Annotated in this window: 13 protein-coding genes; 5 read left to right on the top strand and 8 right to left on the bottom strand. The window is 74.0% G+C overall.

The features are described 5' to 3' along the window. Positions 1-66: 66 nt before the first annotated feature. A complete protein-coding gene (locus ACFYPJ_RS35095; protein WP_389025659.1) occupies positions 67-828 on the bottom strand; it encodes a GntR family transcriptional regulator in 762 nt (253 codons plus the stop codon). A gap of 396 nt (positions 829-1,224) precedes the next feature. After that, a complete protein-coding gene (locus ACFYPJ_RS35090; RefSeq protein ID WP_389025658.1) occupies positions 1,225-2,109 on the bottom strand; it encodes an RNA polymerase sigma-70 factor in 885 nt (294 codons plus the stop codon). 252 nt (positions 2,110-2,361) lie between these two features. Between ACFYPJ_RS35090 and ACFYPJ_RS35085 the strand changes: the two genes are divergently transcribed. The 4 genes from ACFYPJ_RS35085 to ACFYPJ_RS35070 all read left to right on the top strand — a co-directional run bounded on the left by ACFYPJ_RS35085 (position 2,362) and on the right by ACFYPJ_RS35070 (position 8,667). Continuing rightward, entirely contained in the window at positions 2,362-3,192 is an 831-nt protein-coding gene (locus tag ACFYPJ_RS35085) for an alpha/beta fold hydrolase (protein WP_389025657.1), read from the top strand. Positions 3,193-3,353: 161 nt separating this feature from the next. Then, positions 3,354-4,940: an alkaline phosphatase D family protein gene (locus ACFYPJ_RS35080; RefSeq protein ID WP_389025656.1), complete on the top strand. Its 1,587-nt coding sequence runs from the start codon at positions 3,354-3,356 to the stop codon at positions 4,938-4,940. Positions 4,941-5,412: 472 nt separating this feature from the next. Continuing rightward, entirely contained in the window at positions 5,413-6,855 is a 1,443-nt protein-coding gene (locus ACFYPJ_RS35075) for a GNAT family N-acetyltransferase (protein ID WP_389025655.1), read from the top strand. Between the two features lie 120 nt (positions 6,856-6,975). Further along, a complete protein-coding gene (locus tag ACFYPJ_RS35070) occupies positions 6,976-8,667 on the top strand; it encodes a DUF885 domain-containing protein (protein ID WP_389025654.1) in 1,692 nt (563 codons plus the stop codon). A 183-nt stretch (positions 8,668-8,850) separates the two neighbouring features. On the opposite strand, the gene ACFYPJ_RS35065 is transcribed toward ACFYPJ_RS35070, so the two are convergent. The 4 genes from ACFYPJ_RS35065 to ACFYPJ_RS35050 form a co-directional block, all read right to left on the bottom strand. After that, entirely contained in the window at positions 8,851-9,366 is a 516-nt protein-coding gene (locus ACFYPJ_RS35065) for an immunity 21 family protein (RefSeq protein ID WP_389025653.1), read from the bottom strand. Between the two features lie 119 nt (positions 9,367-9,485). Next, positions 9,486-12,479: an AAA family ATPase gene (locus ACFYPJ_RS35060; protein WP_389025652.1), complete on the bottom strand. Its 2,994-nt coding sequence runs from the start codon at positions 12,477-12,479 to the stop codon at positions 9,486-9,488. After that, on the bottom strand, positions 12,476-13,687 hold the full coding sequence (locus ACFYPJ_RS35055; RefSeq protein ID WP_389025651.1) for an exonuclease SbcCD subunit D: 1,212 nt from the start codon (positions 13,685-13,687) through the stop codon (positions 12,476-12,478). The genes ACFYPJ_RS35060 and ACFYPJ_RS35055 overlap by 4 nt, the downstream gene beginning before the upstream one ends. 125 nt (positions 13,688-13,812) lie before the next feature. After that, positions 13,813-14,439 carry a YigZ family protein gene (locus ACFYPJ_RS35050; protein WP_389025650.1) on the bottom strand — a complete coding sequence of 209 codons (627 nt, stop codon included), beginning with the start codon at positions 14,437-14,439 and terminating at the stop codon, positions 13,813-13,815. A gap of 278 nt (positions 14,440-14,717) precedes the next feature. Between ACFYPJ_RS35050 and ACFYPJ_RS35045 the strand changes: the two genes are divergently transcribed. Next, the gene (locus tag ACFYPJ_RS35045) at positions 14,718-16,676 is read left to right on the top strand and encodes an amino acid transporter (protein WP_389025649.1); all 1,959 of its coding nucleotides are present in this window, start codon (positions 14,718-14,720) and stop codon (positions 16,674-16,676) included. 94 nt (positions 16,677-16,770) lie between these two features. Here ACFYPJ_RS35045 and ACFYPJ_RS35040 read toward each other — a convergent pair whose 3' ends face one another. Next, complete coding sequence (locus ACFYPJ_RS35040) at positions 16,771-17,334, bottom strand: SixA phosphatase family protein (RefSeq protein ID WP_389025648.1); 564 nt, start codon at positions 17,332-17,334, stop codon at positions 16,771-16,773. Continuing rightward, positions 17,331-18,107 (bottom strand): hypothetical protein, encoded by a 777-nt coding sequence (locus tag ACFYPJ_RS35035; RefSeq protein WP_389025647.1) that lies wholly within the window; start codon positions 18,105-18,107, stop codon positions 17,331-17,333. The genes ACFYPJ_RS35040 and ACFYPJ_RS35035 overlap by 4 nt, the downstream gene beginning before the upstream one ends. Between the last annotated feature and the right edge of the window lie 141 nt (positions 18,108-18,248).

Here is an 18,248-nt window from a genome sequence, read left to right as displayed (position 1 = left end):
CGGAGCACGCCCAGGTGGGGAACGCCGCCGTGCGCAGCCTCGGCGCGCGGGGAGCGGAAGGCGACGCTACGAAGCCTGCCGCTCGGGCCCGTGGTGGATCTCCACCCCGCCGGAAGCGGCGAAGGTGAGCCGGCAGGTGTCCGCGCGGTACAGGGCGACGGAGAGCGCGGCCGTGCGTCCCTCGGCGAGGAAGCGCGTGGTGACGACCAGGACGGGCGCCCCGGGCAGCCGGTCCAGTTCCTTGGCGTCGTCCGCGTGGGCCGAGCCGAGTTCCACGGCGCGGTCCTGGCCCTCCAGCTCCAGGCGCTGCAGCTCGCGCAGTACGGCACGCGCGCGTGCGGGACCGGAAGGGGCGTCGATCGCCGGCAGGTCGGGCACCGAGGAGACGGGGACGTAGAGCAGTTCGGAGGCCACCGGCTGACCGCGCGACACCAGGGTGCGGCGCACGACGTGCACGGGCTCGTCGGGAGCGGTGTCCAGGGCCGTGACGACATGCGTGGGCGGCACCGCCTGATTGCATTCGGCGGGCTGCCAGGCGTCTGCGTCGGCGCCCGGCCAGGCGTGCTGCTCGGTGCCGACGGCGACGCCGAGGCGCGGCGGGGCGACGGTCGTGCCGACACCGCGGCGACGCTGCAGCCGGCCTTCCAGTTCGAGCTGTTCGAGGGCCTGGCGGAGCGTGGCGCGGGCCACGCCGAAGCGGGCGGCGAGGTCCCGCTCGTTGGGCAGGATCTCACCGACCGAGAACTCCGAGTCCAGTGCCTCGCTGAGTACGGTCCTGAGATGCCAGTACTTCGGTTCCGGCACCGATTCCAGCTGCGTGGTCCCCACCCTGTCCTCCGCTGTCGCCGTGGTCCGGCTGCGTTTTAGCGCCTTCTTTAATAAAGGTTGTTGCACTATCGGTGACGATAAGGCGGCACCGCACCCTTGGTCAAGACCAATCATCGAATCCTCGGGCCATGGAATGACCGTCCGCAGCGGAGCGTTCACGAAGCGTTCGCACGGAGCCGTCTTCGTTACGCGCAGGCAAAGCGCCCGTCGTACCGGCAAAGCGCCCGTGGTACCGGCGCGGGCGGCACACAACGGGGCTTCGGGCGAAGGGCAGAAGGCGGAAGGCAGAGGGAGAAGGCTGCAGAGGAAGGCGGAGGGCAGCGGAGGAAGCCGGAGGACAGGGGCGGAACGGACCGCCGGTCCGTCAGGGACCGGCGCAGCTTGTCGGGGTTCGGATCAGCGGTCCGTCAGGGAGCGCAGCTTGTCGGGGTTGCGGACGAGGTACACGGTGCGGATGAGGCCGTCGGCGACGTCCAGTTGAAGGACGGTGTCGGGCCGGCCGTCGCTGAGGGCCAGCACCGAGAAGCCGCCGTTGACCTCCAGGAAGCGCACGGACATCCGGGTCGCCCCGTCGCCGGTGACCGCGATGAGGAAGCGGCCCACCTTGTCCGCCGTCTCCAGGACGCGCACCGGCGCCTTCGTCTTGCCGCCGCTGTCGCCCACCAGACGCACGTCCGGGGCGAGCAGGGACAGCAGCCCGGCCAGGTCGCCGCCGGCCGCGGCGGCGAGGAACCGCTCCGTCAGGTCGCGCCGCTCGGCCGGATCGACGGTGTAGCGCGGCCGCCGTTCCTCGACGTGCCGACGCGCCCGCCCGGCGAGCTGGCGCACCGCCGCCTCACCGCGGTCGAGCACGGCCGCGATCTCGGCGTACGGACAGCCGAATGCCTCCCGGAGGACGAACACGGCGCGCTCCAGTGGCGACAGCGACTCCAGGACGACGAGCACCGCGAAGGAGACGGAGTCGGCGAGCACCGCGCGCTCGGCGCTGTCCGGGACGGTGTCCGCGAAGTCGGTGGTGTACGGCTCCGGGAGCCACGGACCGACGTACGCCTCGCCACGGGCCCGGATCTGGCGCAGCCGGTCGATGGCCAGCCGGGTGGTGATGCGCACCAGGTAGGCGCGCGGCTCACGCACCTGGGTGCGGTCGGCGGCGGACCAGCGCAGCCAGGCGTCCTGGACCACGTCCTCGGCGTCGGCCACGCGTCCGAGCATGCGATAGGCGACACCCATGAGGACGGGACGGTGCGCTTCGAAGACATCGGTCGGGGTCTCCACGGTCACCGGTCCATCCCATCCGACCGGTCCCGAGATGTCCAGGCGGCGGACCGGGGACGGGAATACGGCAGACCGGTCATCGGACCGGAGCCGGGCGGACCGGAGCCGCGTAGACCAGAGCCGCGTGTACCGGCGCCGCGCGAACCAGAGGCACGCCGACCGGGCGGGACACGCGGGAGCCGGGGGCTACCCGGCGGTAGCAATTGCTGACAAGCTGTCCACAGCGTCCGCAGCCCGTCCCAGAGGAGGAGCACACCCATGTCCGCGACCGCCTCCTTCGAGGTCCCCACCCCGTACGGCCCCCGGGGCGTCACCGTCTCCTACGCGCGCGTGGGGCAGGGCGAACCGCTGGTCCTCCTGCACGGCATCGGCCACCACCGGCAGGCATGGGACCCGGTGATGGACATCCTCGCCGCCGAACGCGACGTGATCGCGGTGGATCTGCCCGGGTTCGGCGCCTCCCCGGGTCTGCCGGACGGCCTCACCTACGACCTGCCGTCGACCAATGCCGTACTCGGCGCCCTGTTCGGGGCCCTGGAACTGGACCACCCGCACGTGGCCGGGAACTCGCTCGGCGGTCTGCTCGCCCTCGAACTGGGCCGCGAGAAGCTCGTACGGTCCGTCACCGCGCTGTCCCCCGCCGGATTCTGGACGCAGGCCGAACGGCGCTACGCCTTCGGTGTCCTGCTCGCGATGAGGCGGATCTCCCGACGGCTGCCGCCGCCGCTGGTCGAGCGGCTGGCCCGGACGCCGGCCGGACGGACGGCCCTGACCAGCACGATCTACGCCCGGCCCACCCGCCGTCCACCGCAGGCCGTGGTCGCCGAGACGCTGGCACTGGCCCGGGCCACCGGCTTCGACGCGACCCTGCGAGCCGGAACCGCCGTCCGGTTCACCGACGCACTCGCGGACCTCCCGGTCACGGTCGCCTGGGGCACCCGGGACCTGCTGCTCGTGCGCCGTCAGGGGATCCGCGCCAAGCAGATCATCCCGCGGGCCCGGCTGGTGCGGCTGCCCGGCTGCGGGCACTGCCCGATGAGCGACGACCCGGCGCTCGTCGCACGGGTGATCCTCGACGGCAGCCGCTGACCGGCGTGCCGAAGCGGTCGACGCGGCCGCAACCATGGAGGCGCCCTCCGATTCCCGTGTCCGCCGGGCCAGTTGTTCACCCGTGGTTTCCGTGCCGGCTGCGACGCGCCAGTAGTTGTGGCACGGCAGATCGACCGGTCCCCGACCCCGGAGGCGCATTCATGTCGCACCGTCACTCTCCCGGCCGCCGAAGCGTCCTGCGCGGCTCGCTCGCCGCGTCGGCGGCCCTGGCCCTTCCCGCCGGCGCAGGCGCGACGCCGGCGTTCGCCCTGTCGGGACGTCCGAAGGCGGGCTGGGGGGTGCAGGTCGGCGACGTGACCGCCGACTCCGGCCTGGTGTGGGTGCGCTCGGACCGGCCGGCCCGGATGGTCGTGGAGACCTCGGCCACCGAGTCGTTCCGCACCCCGCGCAGATGGTACGGCCCGCTGCTCGGCCGGGACACCGACTTCACCGGCACCACCGCGTTGCGCGGGCTGCCCTCCGGCGAGCAGATCCACTACCGCGTGCTGCTCGCCGACCCGGACGACCCGCGGCGCACCGGCGAGCCGGTGACCGGAACGTTCCGTACCGTCTCGGGACGCCGGCGCGACGGCGTGCGCTTCCTGTGGTCGGGTGACCTGGCGGGCCAGGGCTGGGGCATCAACCCCGACGTCGGCGGCTACCGGATCTACGACGCCATGGCCCGGCTCGACCCGGACTTCTTCCTGTGCAGCGGCGACAACATCTACGCCGACGGCCCGATCGCCGCCACCCAGGCCCTGCCGGACGGGCGGACCTGGCGGAACATCACCACCGAGGAGAAGTCCAAGGTCGCCGAGACGCTGGCGGAGTTCCGCGGCAACTTCCGATACAACCTGATGGACGAGAACCTCAAGCAGTTCAACGCGCAGGTCCCGTCGATCATCCAGTGGGACGACCACGAGGTGCGCAACAACTGGTACCCGGGTCAGGTGATCGCCGACTCGGACGCCCGGTACACCGAGAAGAGTGTCGACGTGCTGGCGGCGCGCGCCCGGCGGGCCTTCAGCGAGTACTTCCCGATCCCGACGCTGCGTCCGGGCGCCGCGGAGGGCCGCGTCCACCGCGCGGTGCGGTACGGTCCCCTGCTCGACGTGTTCGTCCTGGACATGCGGACCTACCGCAACGCCAACTCGCCCGACGACCAGACCGTCGACCCGCAGGGCATCCTCGGCCGCGAGCAGTTGGACTGGCTCAAGCGGGAGCTGTCCCGGTCGCGCGCGGTGTGGAAGGTGATCGCCTCCGACATGCCGCTCGGCCTGGTCGTGCCGGACGCGACGGAGGGCCGGCCGAACATCGAGGCGGTGGCGCAGGGCGACCCGGGCGCTCCGCTGGGGCGTGAGCTGCAGATCGCCGAACTGCTGCGGCACATCAAGCACCGGCGGATCACCGGGACGGTCTGGCTGACCGCCGACGTGCACCACACCTCGGCCCAGCACTACCAGCCGTCGCGGGCCGCCTTCACCGACTTCGAGCCGTTCTGGGAGTTCGTCTCCGGTCCGCTCAACGCGGGCGCCTTCCCGGCCAGCGCGCTCGACGCCACCTTCGGTCCGGAGCGGGTGTTCGTGAAGGCGCCGACCGAGGCGAACGTCTCACCGGCGGGCGGCTACCAGTTCTTCGGCCAGGTCGACATCGACGGCGACAGCGGGGAGCTGACGGTGCGTCTGCACGAACAGGACGGAACGGTGCTGTTCACCCAGCGGTTGCAGCCGGGCCGCGTCGGCCAGTAGGCGCGGCGGAACACACCGGGCGGCCGACTCCCGTACCCTCAATGGCGTGCCGCGCACCGGCGTCATCCCCCGGTGCGCGGCACGGTTCGCCTTCCTCCCCAACTCGGCGTCCGGATAACTGCTTTCGCCGGGTTGCGGCGACGAATCGCGGCGGCTCCGCAGACGTCTTCTGACGTCTCATCAGCTCGTTACCTGACGATTTCTCAAGTGTTCTCCTGACGCTCTTTCAGGCCGTTGAGGTGGCGGGTGATCGCACACCACCCGTCGGGCCGCGACGCGGCGGCGCAGGACGAGTGGGCGGCGGCAGCACGGGCCCGGGCCGGACGGACGGACGGCCGGGGCGGAGACCCGCAAGGGGTCCCGCTGCGAATAAAAGGATGACCAAAAAGCGCTAAATGGGACAGAAGCATGCTTTACCTATCAGTCACAGACCGTTCGTGATCACGCAACACCGCTCCTTCACAGTGGGTGCATGACTGGAAACATGTCGGATGTGACAAGTGCGAAGCGCGGACGCGCCGTACACCGCTGGCGACGGGACATCGTCGAACTCGCCGCCCTCTTCACGGCCGTCGCCGTGGCGGACGTGGTGGCCAACCTGATCGGGCACGGGCCCGACGGCCCGGCGCTGCTGGTGATCGCCGCGGTCGCGCTGATCGCCACGGCGGGGTTCCACACCTGGTGGGCTCGGCGTCATGGACACGCCCCACCGGCGAGCCATACCGGCGCCCGGCCGCCCGCCGAGGCGCGGCGGACCGGGCCGTCCGAGGAAACCGCAGCGACACCCGCGACCGGTGGCCGGGCGAGCGCGCTGTGGCGGATGCGGACGACGGTGCAGGACGAGCCGGGCTCACTGGCCGCGCTCTGCGCGGCCCTCGCGGGCCGCGGGGTCGACGTGCTGAGCCTGCAGACGCACCCGCTGGCCGAGGGCACGGTGGACGAGTTCCTGCTGCGTTCCCCGGCCACTCTCACGGCAGCCGAGATCACCCGGGCGGTCTCGCTGGCCGGGGGCGCGCACACCTGGATCGAGCGGGCCGACGCGCACGACCTCGTGGACGCACCGACCCGGGCCCTCGGCCTCGCCGCGCGCACCGCCCAGGACGCGGCAGAACTCCCGCTGGCACTGCGGCAGTTGCTGGGCCGCTGCACCGTACGCTCGCTGCCCGCCACGGCGGCCCGCAGCGACCCGGAGGCGGCGGAGCCGGCCGAGGCGCTGGAGGGCACGGTGATACGGCTGCGGGCGCCCGAAGGCGGAGTGATCACCGTGGAACGGCCCTGGCTGCCGTTCACGCCGACCGAGTTCGCGCGAGCCCGGGCACTGGTGGAGCTGGACGCGCGGCTCGGCCCGCGGATCCCGCGCGGCCACGACCTGCTGACACCGGCGGACGGCTCCGCGATCACCGTGTGCCGGGCCGACATGAGCGACCTGGAGGCGGCGAAGGCCATGCACGCGCGCTGCTCCGCGCGGACGCTCGGCATGCGCTACCACGGGCCGGCCCGGGACGCCGACCGCTATCTCGACCATCTGCTCAGCCCGCGCTTCGGGCGGACGCTGGCCGTGCGGACCGCGTCGGGCCGCCTCGTCGCTCTCGGGCATCTGCTGTGGGACGGCGACGAGACGGAGATCGCGCTGCTCGTCGAGGACGAGTGGCAGCGGCGCGGCCTCGGCGGCAAACTCCTCGGCCGCCTGGTGGCGCTGGCCGTCGAGGCGGGCAGCGACAGCGTGTACGCCGTGACGCAGGCGTCCAACACCGGCATGCTCGCCGCGATGCGCGGCCTCGGGCTGCCCCTCGACCACCAGGTCGAGGAGGACACGCTGGTCATCACCGCCCGCCTGGACGCAACCCCGGTCGTCTCGCGCCCGCCGTACGACTGCCGGCCGGAGCGGTTCGGCCGGCCGGCCGACCGGGACTGAGCGCCGCGGCGGGCGTCCCGGCCCACCCGCCGAGGGTCCGGCCACGCCCTGAGCAGAATCGGGGTGAAGATCGGTTCGTACAGGTGACGCGGACATCGTCGCCGTATCAGGATGGACAGCATGTCTGAAACCAAGAGCCCGCTGCCCCGTGAGGTGGCCGACGCCTACGTCGACGCGTTCGTCGCCCTGGACCCGGTCACCGGTACCTACCTCGGTGTGAAGGAGAGTTCCAGCCGGCTGCCGGACTTCTCGCCCGCGGGCCAGACGGCCCTGGCGGAGCTGGCGCGGGACACCCTCACCGCGCTCACCGAGGCCGAGCGGCAGCCCGGGGCGGACAGCGCCGTGGAGCGCCGCTGCGCGCGTCTGCTGCGCGAGCGGCTCACCGCCGAACTCGCCGTGCACGATGCCGACGAGCACCTGCGCGCGGTCGGCAACATGCACACGCCGGGGCACGCCGTGCGCGACGTGTTCACCGTGACGCCCACGCAGACGGAGGAGGACTGGGCGGCGGTCGCCGAGCGGCTGCGCGCGGTTCCGGCCGCGCTCGCGGGCTACCGCGAGTCGCTGGCGCTCGGCCTGGAGCGGAAGCTGTACGCGGCGCCGCGCCCGACCGCCACCTTCATCGAGCAGCTGACCGAGTGGTCGGACCCGGACGGCAAGGGCCGCGGCTGGTTCGAGGACTTCGCCGACGCCGGACCCGAGGCGCTGCGGGCCGAGCTGGACGAGGCGGCCCGCGCGGCGACGGCAGCCCTCGTCGAGCTGCGGGACTGGATGCGGGACGGGTACGCGCCGGCCGTCGAGGGCACCCCGAACACCGTGGGCCGCGAGCGGTACGCGCGCTGGTCGCGCTACTTCAACGGCACGGACCTGGACCTGGACGAGGCGTACGCCTACGGCTGGGCCGAGTACCACCGCATCCTGGGCGAGATGCGGCAGGAGGCGGAGCGGATCCTGCCCGGTGCCGAGACGCCGTGGGTGGCGCTCGCCCACCTCGACGAGCACGGCGCGCACATCGAGGGCGTCGAGGAGGTGCGCGTCTGGCTGCAGGGCCTGATGGACCGGGCGATCGGGGAGCTGGACGGCACGCACTTCGAACTCGCCGAGCGGGTGCGGAAGGTGGAGGCCCGTATCGCCCCGCCCGGCGGTGCGGCGGCTCCCTACTACACCTCCCCGTCGGAGGACTTCTCGCGTCCCGGCCGTACCTGGCTGCCGACCATGGGGCAGACCCGGTTCCCGGAGTACGACCTGATGTCGACCTGGTACCACGAGGGTGTGCCGGGCCATCACCTCCAGCTCGCGCAGTGGGCGCACGTGGCCGAGAACCTCTCCCGGTACCAGGCGACCCTCGGCGGGGTCAGCGCCAACGCGGAGGGCTGGGCGCTGTACGCCGAGCGCCTCATGGACGAGCTGGGCTACCTGACCGACCCGGAGCACCGCCTCGGCTACCTGGACGCGCAGATGATGCGCGCCGCCCGGGTGATCGTCGACATCGGCATGCACCTGGAGCTGGAGATCCCGGCGGACTCGCCGTTCCACCCGGGTGAGCGGTGGACGCCGGAGCTGGCCGAGGAGTTCTTCGGCGCGCACAGCAGCCGGCCGGCCGACTTCGTGGAGAGCGAGCTGACCCGTTATCTGACCATTCCGGGTCAGGCGATCGGCTACAAGCTCGGCGAGCGGGCCTGGCTGCTGGGCCGGGAGAACGCGCGCAAGCGGCACGGCGACGCCTTCGACCTCAAGGCGTGGCACATGGCGGCCCTGTCCCAGGGCTCGCTGGGTCTGGACGACCTGGTGGACGAGCTGTCCGCGCTCTGACCGGCGCGGCACGGGCCGGTTCCGGGCATGCCGACAGGTCCCCGTTTCGGCGCAGGTCCCCGTTCAGGACGGCTCGCCGTTCAGGACCGGGGACGACGCCCTGGACGGGCCCGGCGCGTGCCCGCCCGGCCGGTGGTGCGCACGTGTTCCGTCGCGGCACCGACCGGCCGGCGGCCCATCCGTTCAGTCCGGCAGCCGGCGGAGCTGGACCAGGCCGAGCCAGGTCTCCGGGCCGGGCTGCGCGTGTGCCGCGCGGACCGTGTACCGGCCGGGCTCCAGCGGCACGCGCAGGTGTTCGGTGCGGTCGGTCGCGCTGCCGGGCCAGGCCGAGTCGAACAGGACGACCGGGCCAGGCACCTGCCAGCTGACCTCGTTCTGCCACACGGCCACGTCCAGCGCGGCGGGCACCCCCGCCAGCAGCTCGTCCTCCGAGCCCGCGGCGCTCCACCGTACGAAGATTTCGTGGTCCGGCAGGAACGAGGTGGCGGCCGGTTCGTCGCCGAGCACGAGGGCCGCGCTGTCCCCGACCGGGAGCAGACCGACGTACCCGTCGACCTCGCACGCCCGGTCGTAGTCCGTGGCGAGATCCTCGCCGTCGGCCCCGGCCCAGAACGGCAGCACCGCCTCGGGAACCACGATCAGCGGGCCACCGCCCGATTCCACCCACTCCACCGTGCCTGGATCCGCGTATCGCGCCATGGGCAGAACCTACACGGAAAGCGATCAAGACGATTCACTGACCTGCCTTCGTCCGCCCGCCGGTCCGCTGACCCTGCGTCAGCACGCCGGCCCGTCCGCCGGTCAGCGCCGCCGTCCGGTCATCCGGCGTCCCGCTGCCGCAGCACCGAACCCGATCTGCCCTTCACGACCTCCAGTTGGGCGTGGACACGGCGGCGCAGATCGGCGACATGGCTGACGATGCCGACGCTGCGGTCCCGTTCACGCAGGGAGTCGAGCACGTCCAGGACCTCGTCCAGGGTCTGGTCGTCGAGGCTGCCGAAGCCCTCGTCGATGAAGAGAGTGTCCAGCCCGGCGCCGCCCGCCTCGTCGGTGACGACGTCCGCGAGGCCGAGGGCCAGCGCGAGGGAGGCGAAGAACGTCTCACCGCCGGACAGGGTCGCCGTGTCCCGCTCGCGGCCGGTCCAGGCGTCGACGACGTGCAGTCCGAGCCCGCTGCGGCCCCGCCCGGTGCGGTCGTCGGAGTGGACCAGGGTGTAGCGGCCGGAGGACATCCGCAGCAGCCGTACCGTCGCGGCCGCGGCGACCTGCTCCAGGCGGGCCGCCAGCACGTACGACTCCAGGCGCATCCGGCGCTCGTTGTCGGCGGCGGTGCCGGCGGTGAGGGCGGCGAGCCGGGCCACCCGGTCGTACTCCTCGCGCAGCGGGGCGAGCCCGCGCACGCCGTCGGCGGCGCGGGCGGAGAGCCGGTCGAGTTCGGCGCAGCAGCGGGCCGCCGCGTCGCGTGCGGACGCGGCCTCGCGCAGCCGCCCGGCCGCCGAGGCCGCGGCCCGTTCGGCCGCTTCGAGGTCGGCGGGCGGCCGTTGGGCGGCGGCGGCCGTGTCCGGCTCCGCGAGGATCGCGCGCATGGCGGCCTCCTCGGCCTGCCGGGCGTCCAGGCGGTGTTGCAGTTCGCGGTGGGCCGCGTCGTCGAGCAGGGCGGCAGCGGCGGCCCGCGGGGTGTCGAAGCCGGCACGGTAGGCGGCGTCGGCCAGCCGGGCGTCGGCGTCCTTGAGCCGCCGGGCGCATTCCTCGGCGGCGCGGGTGGCGTCGGCGGCGTCGGTGAGCAGCGCCGCCTGCCGCTCCAGTTGCCCGGCGCGGGCCGTCACGCTGACGGCAGCGCCCCGGGCCTGCGCCAACTCGGCCTCCAGAACGGCGCGTTCCCGGTCGAGGGTTTCCCTCCGGGTGAGCCGGGAGGCGGTCCTGACCTCGGCCTGCTGCCGGTCGGTCAGGCGGCGCTCGCGCTCCTGCTCGGCACGCCGCAGTTCCTCGCGGGCCGCATGCAGCCCGGACGCGTCCCGCCGGGCGCGCTCGTACGCCTGCTCCAGCTCCTCCGTCTGGGCGGCGAGTCGTTCCGTCGGGGTGTCGCCGGCCTCGGCGGTCGCCGCGGCCAGCGCCTCCCGTACGAGGCCCAGTCGGCGTTCGTCCTCGGCGCGCTGTTCGTCGGCGCTCCGATGGGCCGCGAGCGCGCGCTCCTCCGCCTCCCGGTCGACGTGCCCGACGGCTCTGCGGGTGGGCGCGGGATGTTCGGTGGCGCCGCAGACGGCGCACGGCTCGCCGTCGGTGAGGTGCGCGGCGAGTTCCGCGGCGATGCCGTTCAGCCGCTGTTCCTTGAGGTCGAGCCAGTGGGCGCGGGCCGCCAGGGCGGCTGCCTGGGAGCCGAGCGCCCGTTCCTGGGCCGCTTCCGTGTCCCCGGCCAACTGGTCGCGCAGTCGGGCCGCGTCGAGCCGGCGTCCGGCCGGTTCGCGCTGCACGGCGAGCTGTTCGGCGCGGGTGGCCGCCTCCTGGGCGGACTCCAGCCGGGCCTGGAGCCCGGCGCGGGCCGCGTCCCAGCCGGCCAGCCAGCTCCCGGTCTCCCGCAGGACGTCCTCGTCGGCACGTTCCTGACGGTCCAGGCCGGCGCGCTCGGCGACCAGTTCGGCGAGCCGCTGCTCGGCGCGGCGTGCCGACTCCAGTCCGCCCCGTTCCTCGGCCGCCCGGCGCGCGGCGGCGGCGAGCCCGGCGGTGCCGGCGTCCGCGAAGGTCTCCGGCAGCCGCCCGCGCGCCCGGGTCTCGGCGGCGGCGGCCCGCCGGTGCTCGGCCTCGGCGGCCTCCCGCAGCTCCAGGGCGGGCGCCACGGTCTCCGCCTTGCGGCCCCGCTCCATGCGGGCCTGTACCTCGCGGTGCGCGCCGGCCCGCTCCTCCAGGAGCGCCGCGCGCCGTCGGGTCTCGGCGAACCTGTCCTGGAGTCTGGCGAGTTCGCGTACGTCGGTCAGGGCGCGGTCGGCGGCGGCGTGGGCGGACTCGGCGGCGGTGAGCCGGCAGTGGGCGACGGTGAGCCGTTCGCGGGCGGTGCTGCGCGCGACGGCGGCGGCACCCAGGACGGCCGCGGCCAGGCCCGGTTCACCGGGGGCGAGTTCCGGCAGCTCCATGGCCTCGCCCGCCGCCTGCTGCATGCGGTGGGCGCCGGCGAGCAGCGCGGCGTCGCCCTCGCGCACCCGGGCCTCGGTGGCCCGGCGCCGGTCGGCGAGGCGTTTTTCGACGTCGGCGAAGCGCCGGGTGTCGAAGAGGCGGCCCAGCAGCCGTCCCCGGGCCTCGGCGTCGGCCCGCAGGAACCGGGCGAAGTCGCCCTGCGGCAACAGGACGACCTGGCAGAACTGTTCCCGGCTCATGCCGAGCAGCTGGGTGATCTCCTCGCCGGTCTCCTGGTGCGAACGGCTCAGGTCCCGCCAGGCGCCCACCGCCGGATCGTAGCCGCGCAGCCATGTCTGGGCCTTGTCGAGCGTCGTTCCCGACCCGCGCTTCTTGGGCCGCTCCCAGGGTGGTTGCCGGGTGACCTCCAACCGCCGTCCGGCGACGGTCAGTTCGAGCCGGACCTCGGTGCGGGTGCCGGGGTCGGCGTGGTCGCTGCGCAGGGAGAGGCCCTGGCCGCTCTGCCGGGCGCCCGGCACGGAGCCGTAGAGGGCGTAGCACACGGCGTCCAGGACGGAGGTCTTGCCGGCGCCGGTCGGTCCGTGCAGCAGGAACAGGCCGGCGGAGGACAGCGCGTCGAAGTCGACACGCTGGGAGCCGCCGAACGGGCCGAAGGCGGTGACGTCGAGCCGGTGCAGCCTCATCGCGCCACCTCACGCGGCGTCGTGTCCTCACCGGTCACGTCCGCGCGCGCCCCGTCCGCCCGCAGGGCCTCCTCGGCGCGCACGGCGTCGAACGCCTCCCGCAGCACGGCCCGCTCGCGCTCGTCCGGTGCCGCGCCGCGCACATGGGCCACGAAGTCCTGGGCGATCTGCTGGTCGCCACGGCCGGCGAGGCGGCCGGCGTACGTCGTGTCGGGGTCCTCCGGGGGCCGGTCGGGGGCGAAGACGAGGCTGAGCGTGTGCGGGAAGCGGCCGGTGAGCCGGGCCATCGGGTCGGCGGGGCGCACCGGGTCGGTGAGCGTGGCCTCGACCCAGGCGGCCTCGCTGCCGGTGAGGGCCGGGTCGGCGAGCAGGTCCTCCAGGGTGCCCCGGATCCGGGCGAGCGGGCGCGGCACCGGGCAGTCGACGCGTTCGGCGGCCACCGAGCCGTCGGCGCCGAGGTCGACCAGCCACATGCTCTTGCGGTGGGCGGCCTCGGAGAAGGAGTAGGCCAGGGGGGAGCCCGAGTACCGCACCCGCGGGGTGAGGGTCTGGCAGCCGTGGAGATGGCCGAGCGCCACATAGTCGACGCCGTCGAAGACTCCGGCCGGGACGGCGGCCACCCCGCCGACGGTGATGTCCCGTTCGCTGTCGCTGGCCTCGCCGCCGGTGACGAAGGCGTGCGCGAGGACTACGGAGCGGGTGCCGGACGGCCGGGCGGCGAGGTCGGCGCGCACCCGGTCCATGGCCGCGCCGAGCACGCTCTCGTGGCCCGCGCGGTCGACTCCGAACGCGTCCTTCACCAGGGCGGGTTCCAGGTAGGGCAGGCCGTAGAAGGCGACGTCCCCGAAGGCGTCCGCGAGCAGGACCGGGGTGCCGCAGCCGGCCGGGTCGGTGCGCAGGTGGACGCCCGCGCGGTCGAGGAGTCCGGCGCCGACCCCGAGCCGGCGGGCCGAGTCGTGGTTGCCGGAGATCATCACCGTGGGCACGCCTAGGTCCGCGAGCCGGTGCAGCGCGTCGTCGAACAGCTCGATCGCGGCGAGCGGGGGCACCGCCCGGTCGTACACGTCTCCCGCCACGACCACCGCGTCCACCTCGCGCGCACGCACGGTGGCGACGAGGTGTCCGATGAACTCGGCCTGGGCGCCGAGCATGTCCACCCGGTGGAACGCCCGGCCGAGGTGCCAGTCGGAGGTGTGCAGGAGTCTCATGATCCCCGAGACTAACGGCCGGGTCCGACAACACCGGCGGTTACTCCCGTACGGGGCCGTCACCAGCCGTGCGCCGACCGCCCGTCATACCCGGCCGGCCGCGCAGGTCACGGGTGTCACGGGTGTCACGCGTCCCCGTAGGACTCCCCGCCGGTCTCGAACAGGGCGGTCCCGGCCGTGATGTCGGCCAGCCAGGCGCGGAAGGCGGCCACGTCCGCGTCCGGCAGGCCGATCTCGATGGTGACCGCCTCTGCGTAGCGGACGTCGCGCACCGTGCGGCCGGTCGCGCGCAGGTCGTTCTGCACCTTGCCCGCGCGCTGGTGGTCGACGGTCACCGTGGCCAGCCGGAACCGGCGCCGGGTGACGGTGCCCAGCGCGTCCAGGGCCTCGCCGACGGCCCCGCCGTACGCCCGGATGAGGCCGCCCGCGCCCAGTTTGACGCCGCCGTAGTAGCGGGTGACGACGGCGACGACGTACCGCATGTCACGGCGCAGCAGCATCTGGAGCATCGGGACGCCCGCGGTGCCGCCCGGTTCGCCGTCGTCGCTCGCCTTCTGGACGGACGCGTCGGCGCCGATGACGTACGCCCAGCAGTTGTGGGTGGCGTCGGAGTGCTCCGCGCGGACCGCGGCGATGAACTCCTGCGCTTCCTGTTCGGTGGCCGCCGGGGCGAGCGCGCACAGGAAGCGGGAGCGGTTGACCTCGGTCTCGTGCACGCCCGCGCGGGGGACGGTGCGGTACTCGTCCTGCATCCGGCCAGCCTATGCGGACGCCCGCGGCGGCCCCGGGCCGAGGGGCGGTACGCGAGGCCGCCGCCGTCCCGGTCCGGGGTGCGGTGCGGCCTTCTGGGGTCGCCCCCCCGGGGCACGGGGCGTTGCGGGCTTCGGCGGTCGCCCCGCGGCACGGGGCGGTGCGGGCATCTGCGGTCGCCCGGGGACGAGGGGCGGGTCACGATGTGGTGGACGCCGCCCGCCGGCCGGACGTCCCGCCCAGGCAGCCGTCGTGAGCCCGAGCAGGCAGGAGGAGACCGATGACCGGCACCCCGGTGCGCAGCACGGCCCTCCATGACCGCTGCCGGGGGTGGCTGCTGAAGGGGCTGAACGAGCAGCCCGCGCGGCACCCAGGGCCGCACCGCAGACCCCGGCCGGGCCAGGAGGGCCACTCGTGGTGGCGGGTGATGTGCCTCACCGGGGTGGACTACTTCTCGACGCTGGGCTACCAGCCGGGCATCGCCGCCCTCGCGGCCGGTCTGCTCTCCCCGTTGGCCACCGTGGTGCTGATCGCGCTGACTCTGCTGGGTGCGCTCCCGGTCTATCGCAGGGTCGCCCACGAGAGCCCGCACGGCTCGGGTTCGATCGCCATGCTGGAGCGGCTGCTGCCCTGGTGGACCGGGAAGGTCCTGGTCCTGGTGCTGCTGGGCTTCGCGGCCACCGACTTCATGATCACGATCACCCTGTCGTCCGCGGACGCCACCGCCCACGTGGTGGAGAACCCGTACGCGCCGCACTGGCTGCGGGGCGGGAACCTGTGGATCACCCTGGTGCTGATCGGTCTGCTCGGCGCGGTCTTCCTGAAGGGCTTCCGGGAGGCCATCGGCGTCGCGGTGCCGCTGGTCGCCGTCTACCTGGGGCTCAACCTGATCGTGCTCGCGGTCTGCGCCCAGGAGATCCTCACCCACCCGGCGCGCGTCGGCGACTGGACCACCGCGCTGACGGCGCAGCACGCCTCGCCCCTGGCGATGATCGGCGTGGCGCTCGTCGTGTTCCCGAAACTGGCGCTCGGCATGTCCGGCTTCGAGACCGGCGTCGCGGTGATGCCGCAGATCAAGGGCGACCCGACGGACACCTACGACAACCCGGCCGGCCGCATCCGCCGTACCCGCAAGCTGCTCACCACCGCCGCGCTGATCATGAGCTGCTTCCTGCTGCTGTCCAGTCTGGCGACGACGCTCCTCATCCCGCAGGCCGACTTCAGGAGCGGCGGCCCGGCCAACGGCCGTGCGCTCGCCTATCTGGCCCACGTGCACCTGGGCCAGGTCTTCGGCACGGTGTACGACCTGTCGACCATCACGATCCTGTGGTTCGCGGGGGCGTCGGCGCTCGCCGGGCTGCTGAATCTCGTCCCGCGCTACCTGCCGCGGTACGGCATGGCGCCGGAGTGGACCCGCGCGGTGCGTCCGCTGGTCCTCGTCTTCATGCTGGCCGCCGTCCTCATCACCGTGTGGTTTCGCGCGAACGTCGACCGGCAGAGCGGGGCGTACGCGACCGGGGTGCTGGTGCTGATGCTGTCGGCGGCGTTCGCGTCCACGGTCGCGGTACGCGCGCGTGGCCGTCGCGGTGCCACCGTCGGCTTCGGTGCGATCACCGTCGTGTTCGCGTACACGCTCGTGGCGAACGTCCTGGAGCGGCCCGACGGCATCAAGATCGCGGCCATTTTCATCGTGGCGATCCTGGTCACGTCGTTCTTCTCACGGGTGCACCGGTCCTTCGAACTGCGCGCGGGCGAGGTGGACCTGGACGAGACGGCACGGCGGCTCGTCGACGAGGCCGCCCGCGCCGGTCCGCTGCGGCTGATCGCGAACTATCCGCAGGAGCGCAGCAGTCGGGAGTACCGCTCCAAGGAGCACGATCAGCGCCGGCACACGCTCATCCCGAAGGGCGCGCGGGTGCTGTTCCTGGAGGTGACGGTGACGGACTCCTCGGAGTTCACCACCGATGTGACCGTGCACGGCGACGAGCGGTTCGGGGTGCGCAGGCTGCGGGCGACGGGGCCGACGGTGCCCAACACCATCGCGGCCGTGCTGCTGGCGCTGCGCGACCGCACCGGCGAGGTCCCGCACGTCTACTTCAGCTGGTCGGAGGGCAGCCCGTTCGGATTCCTCATCCGCTTCCTGGTGTTCGGCGAGGGCGAGGACGCGCCGGTCACCCGTGAGGTGCTGCGGCGGGCGGAGCCGGATCCGCGGCGACGGCCGTGGGTGCACGTGGCGTGAGCCCGGGGCTGTCCCGCTGGTCCCCGGGCCGTCGGGCCCGCCCCTGTCCTACGGTTGCCGGCCTGCCGTCCCAGGGCTCTCCGCCGGCCCGGTCCTACGATTTCCCGCCGGCCTTGCCGTGGGCCTTTCCGCGCGGCACGGTGACCGAGGTCAGCAGGGCGGTGCCGGGGGCGAGGGCCTGCCAGCCGGTGCCGTGCCAGGCCAGCACCGCGATGGCCGAGGTCGGGAACTTCCCCCGGACCACGGTCAGGGTGTCGTCGAGGCCGTCCCCGGCCAGGTCGAGGACCAGTTCCGCCAGTCCCGGGTTGTGCCCGACCAGCAGCAGCGTCTCGACCTCGGGCGGCACCTCGTGCACGACGCGCAGCAGGTCCGCCACGTCGGCCGCGTACAGCCGCGGGTCGAACCGGGCCGGCGGCGGGGTGCCCCACTGGGCGGAGGCCAGTTCCCAGGTGTGCCGGGCGCGCAGCGCGGTGGAGCACAGGGCGAGATCGGGCAGGCAGTCGGCCTCGGCGAGGGCGCGGCCCGCGGCGGGTGCGTCACGTCGGCCGCGCGGCCCGAGGGGGCGCTCGTGGTCGGCGATGTCCTCCGGCCAGGCCGACTTGGCGTGTCTGAGCACGATCAGGCGGCGCATCGGGCCGACGCCCGCGCGGGCTCTCACGCGAGGCTCCCGACGTCACGGACGAGGTCGAGGCCGAGCAGCCGGTCGGCGTACGCGTACGTCTCGAAACGGGCGCCGTCCGGTACGTCGGCGGCGTCCGCCACCGTGTTCAGGACGTTCAGTACCTCGGTCACATCCAGATTGTCCTCCCAGGCGGCGCGCAGCCGCCCGCGTACCTCGTCGGGGATCGGCCGGGACGGCTGCCGGGCCCACCGGGCGACGGCCCGCCGCCAGTGGGCGAGCGTCCGGCCGGCCTGGTCGAGCGCGCCGGGGTCGACACGCACGGGTGCGTCCCTCCGGGTGGCGAGCAGGGCGAGGCGGAGCACGGCGGGTTCGGCGTGCGGGTCGGTCGGGGCCGTGCCGGACCCGTCGGCGGCGCGTGCCACCGGGGCTTTCCGGATGCTGTCGGTGCCTACGGCGGGGGCGACTCCGACGACGACCCCGCTCGCGGGCATGGCCTCGTCGGCCGCGACGACGTGCACGACCTGTGCCTCGCCCAGCCCGCCGGAGAGGCCGTGTCCCTCCTCGAAGGGCCGGATGCCGAGGGTCGCGGCCGCGGCCCGCAGTTCCGCCTCGCGCTGTCCGCCGGTGAGCAGCGACCACACGGGCGTGCCGCCGAGTTCCAGGGCGCGGGTCAGCAGATCGGCGACGAGCAGCACGCGCAGGTCCGAGGTATCGGAGCCGGACGCGTGCGCCTCGACCCGGGTCAGGCCCCGGCGGGCGGGAGCGGCATGGACGGGGCGGCCGGTTCGGGTGTCGATGATGCGCAGCACGGGGTGAGCGTAGGCGTACGGGGCCCCGTACGCAGGAATTGGCACCGGAACCGGACACCGTGCGGACGCGTGCGGTAGGACGGCGCGACGTCCGCCGGGTAGGCGTGCCGCACGGGGAATCACCGCCCGGCGGGCGCTGTT

This window comes from Streptomyces sp. NPDC006012 (assembly GCF_042871185.1).
Lineage (GTDB): Bacteria > Actinomycetota > Actinomycetes > Streptomycetales > Streptomycetaceae > Streptomyces.
The sequence above is the reverse complement of the archived record's forward strand: the minus strand, read 5'-3'. Positions and strand labels throughout refer to the sequence as shown.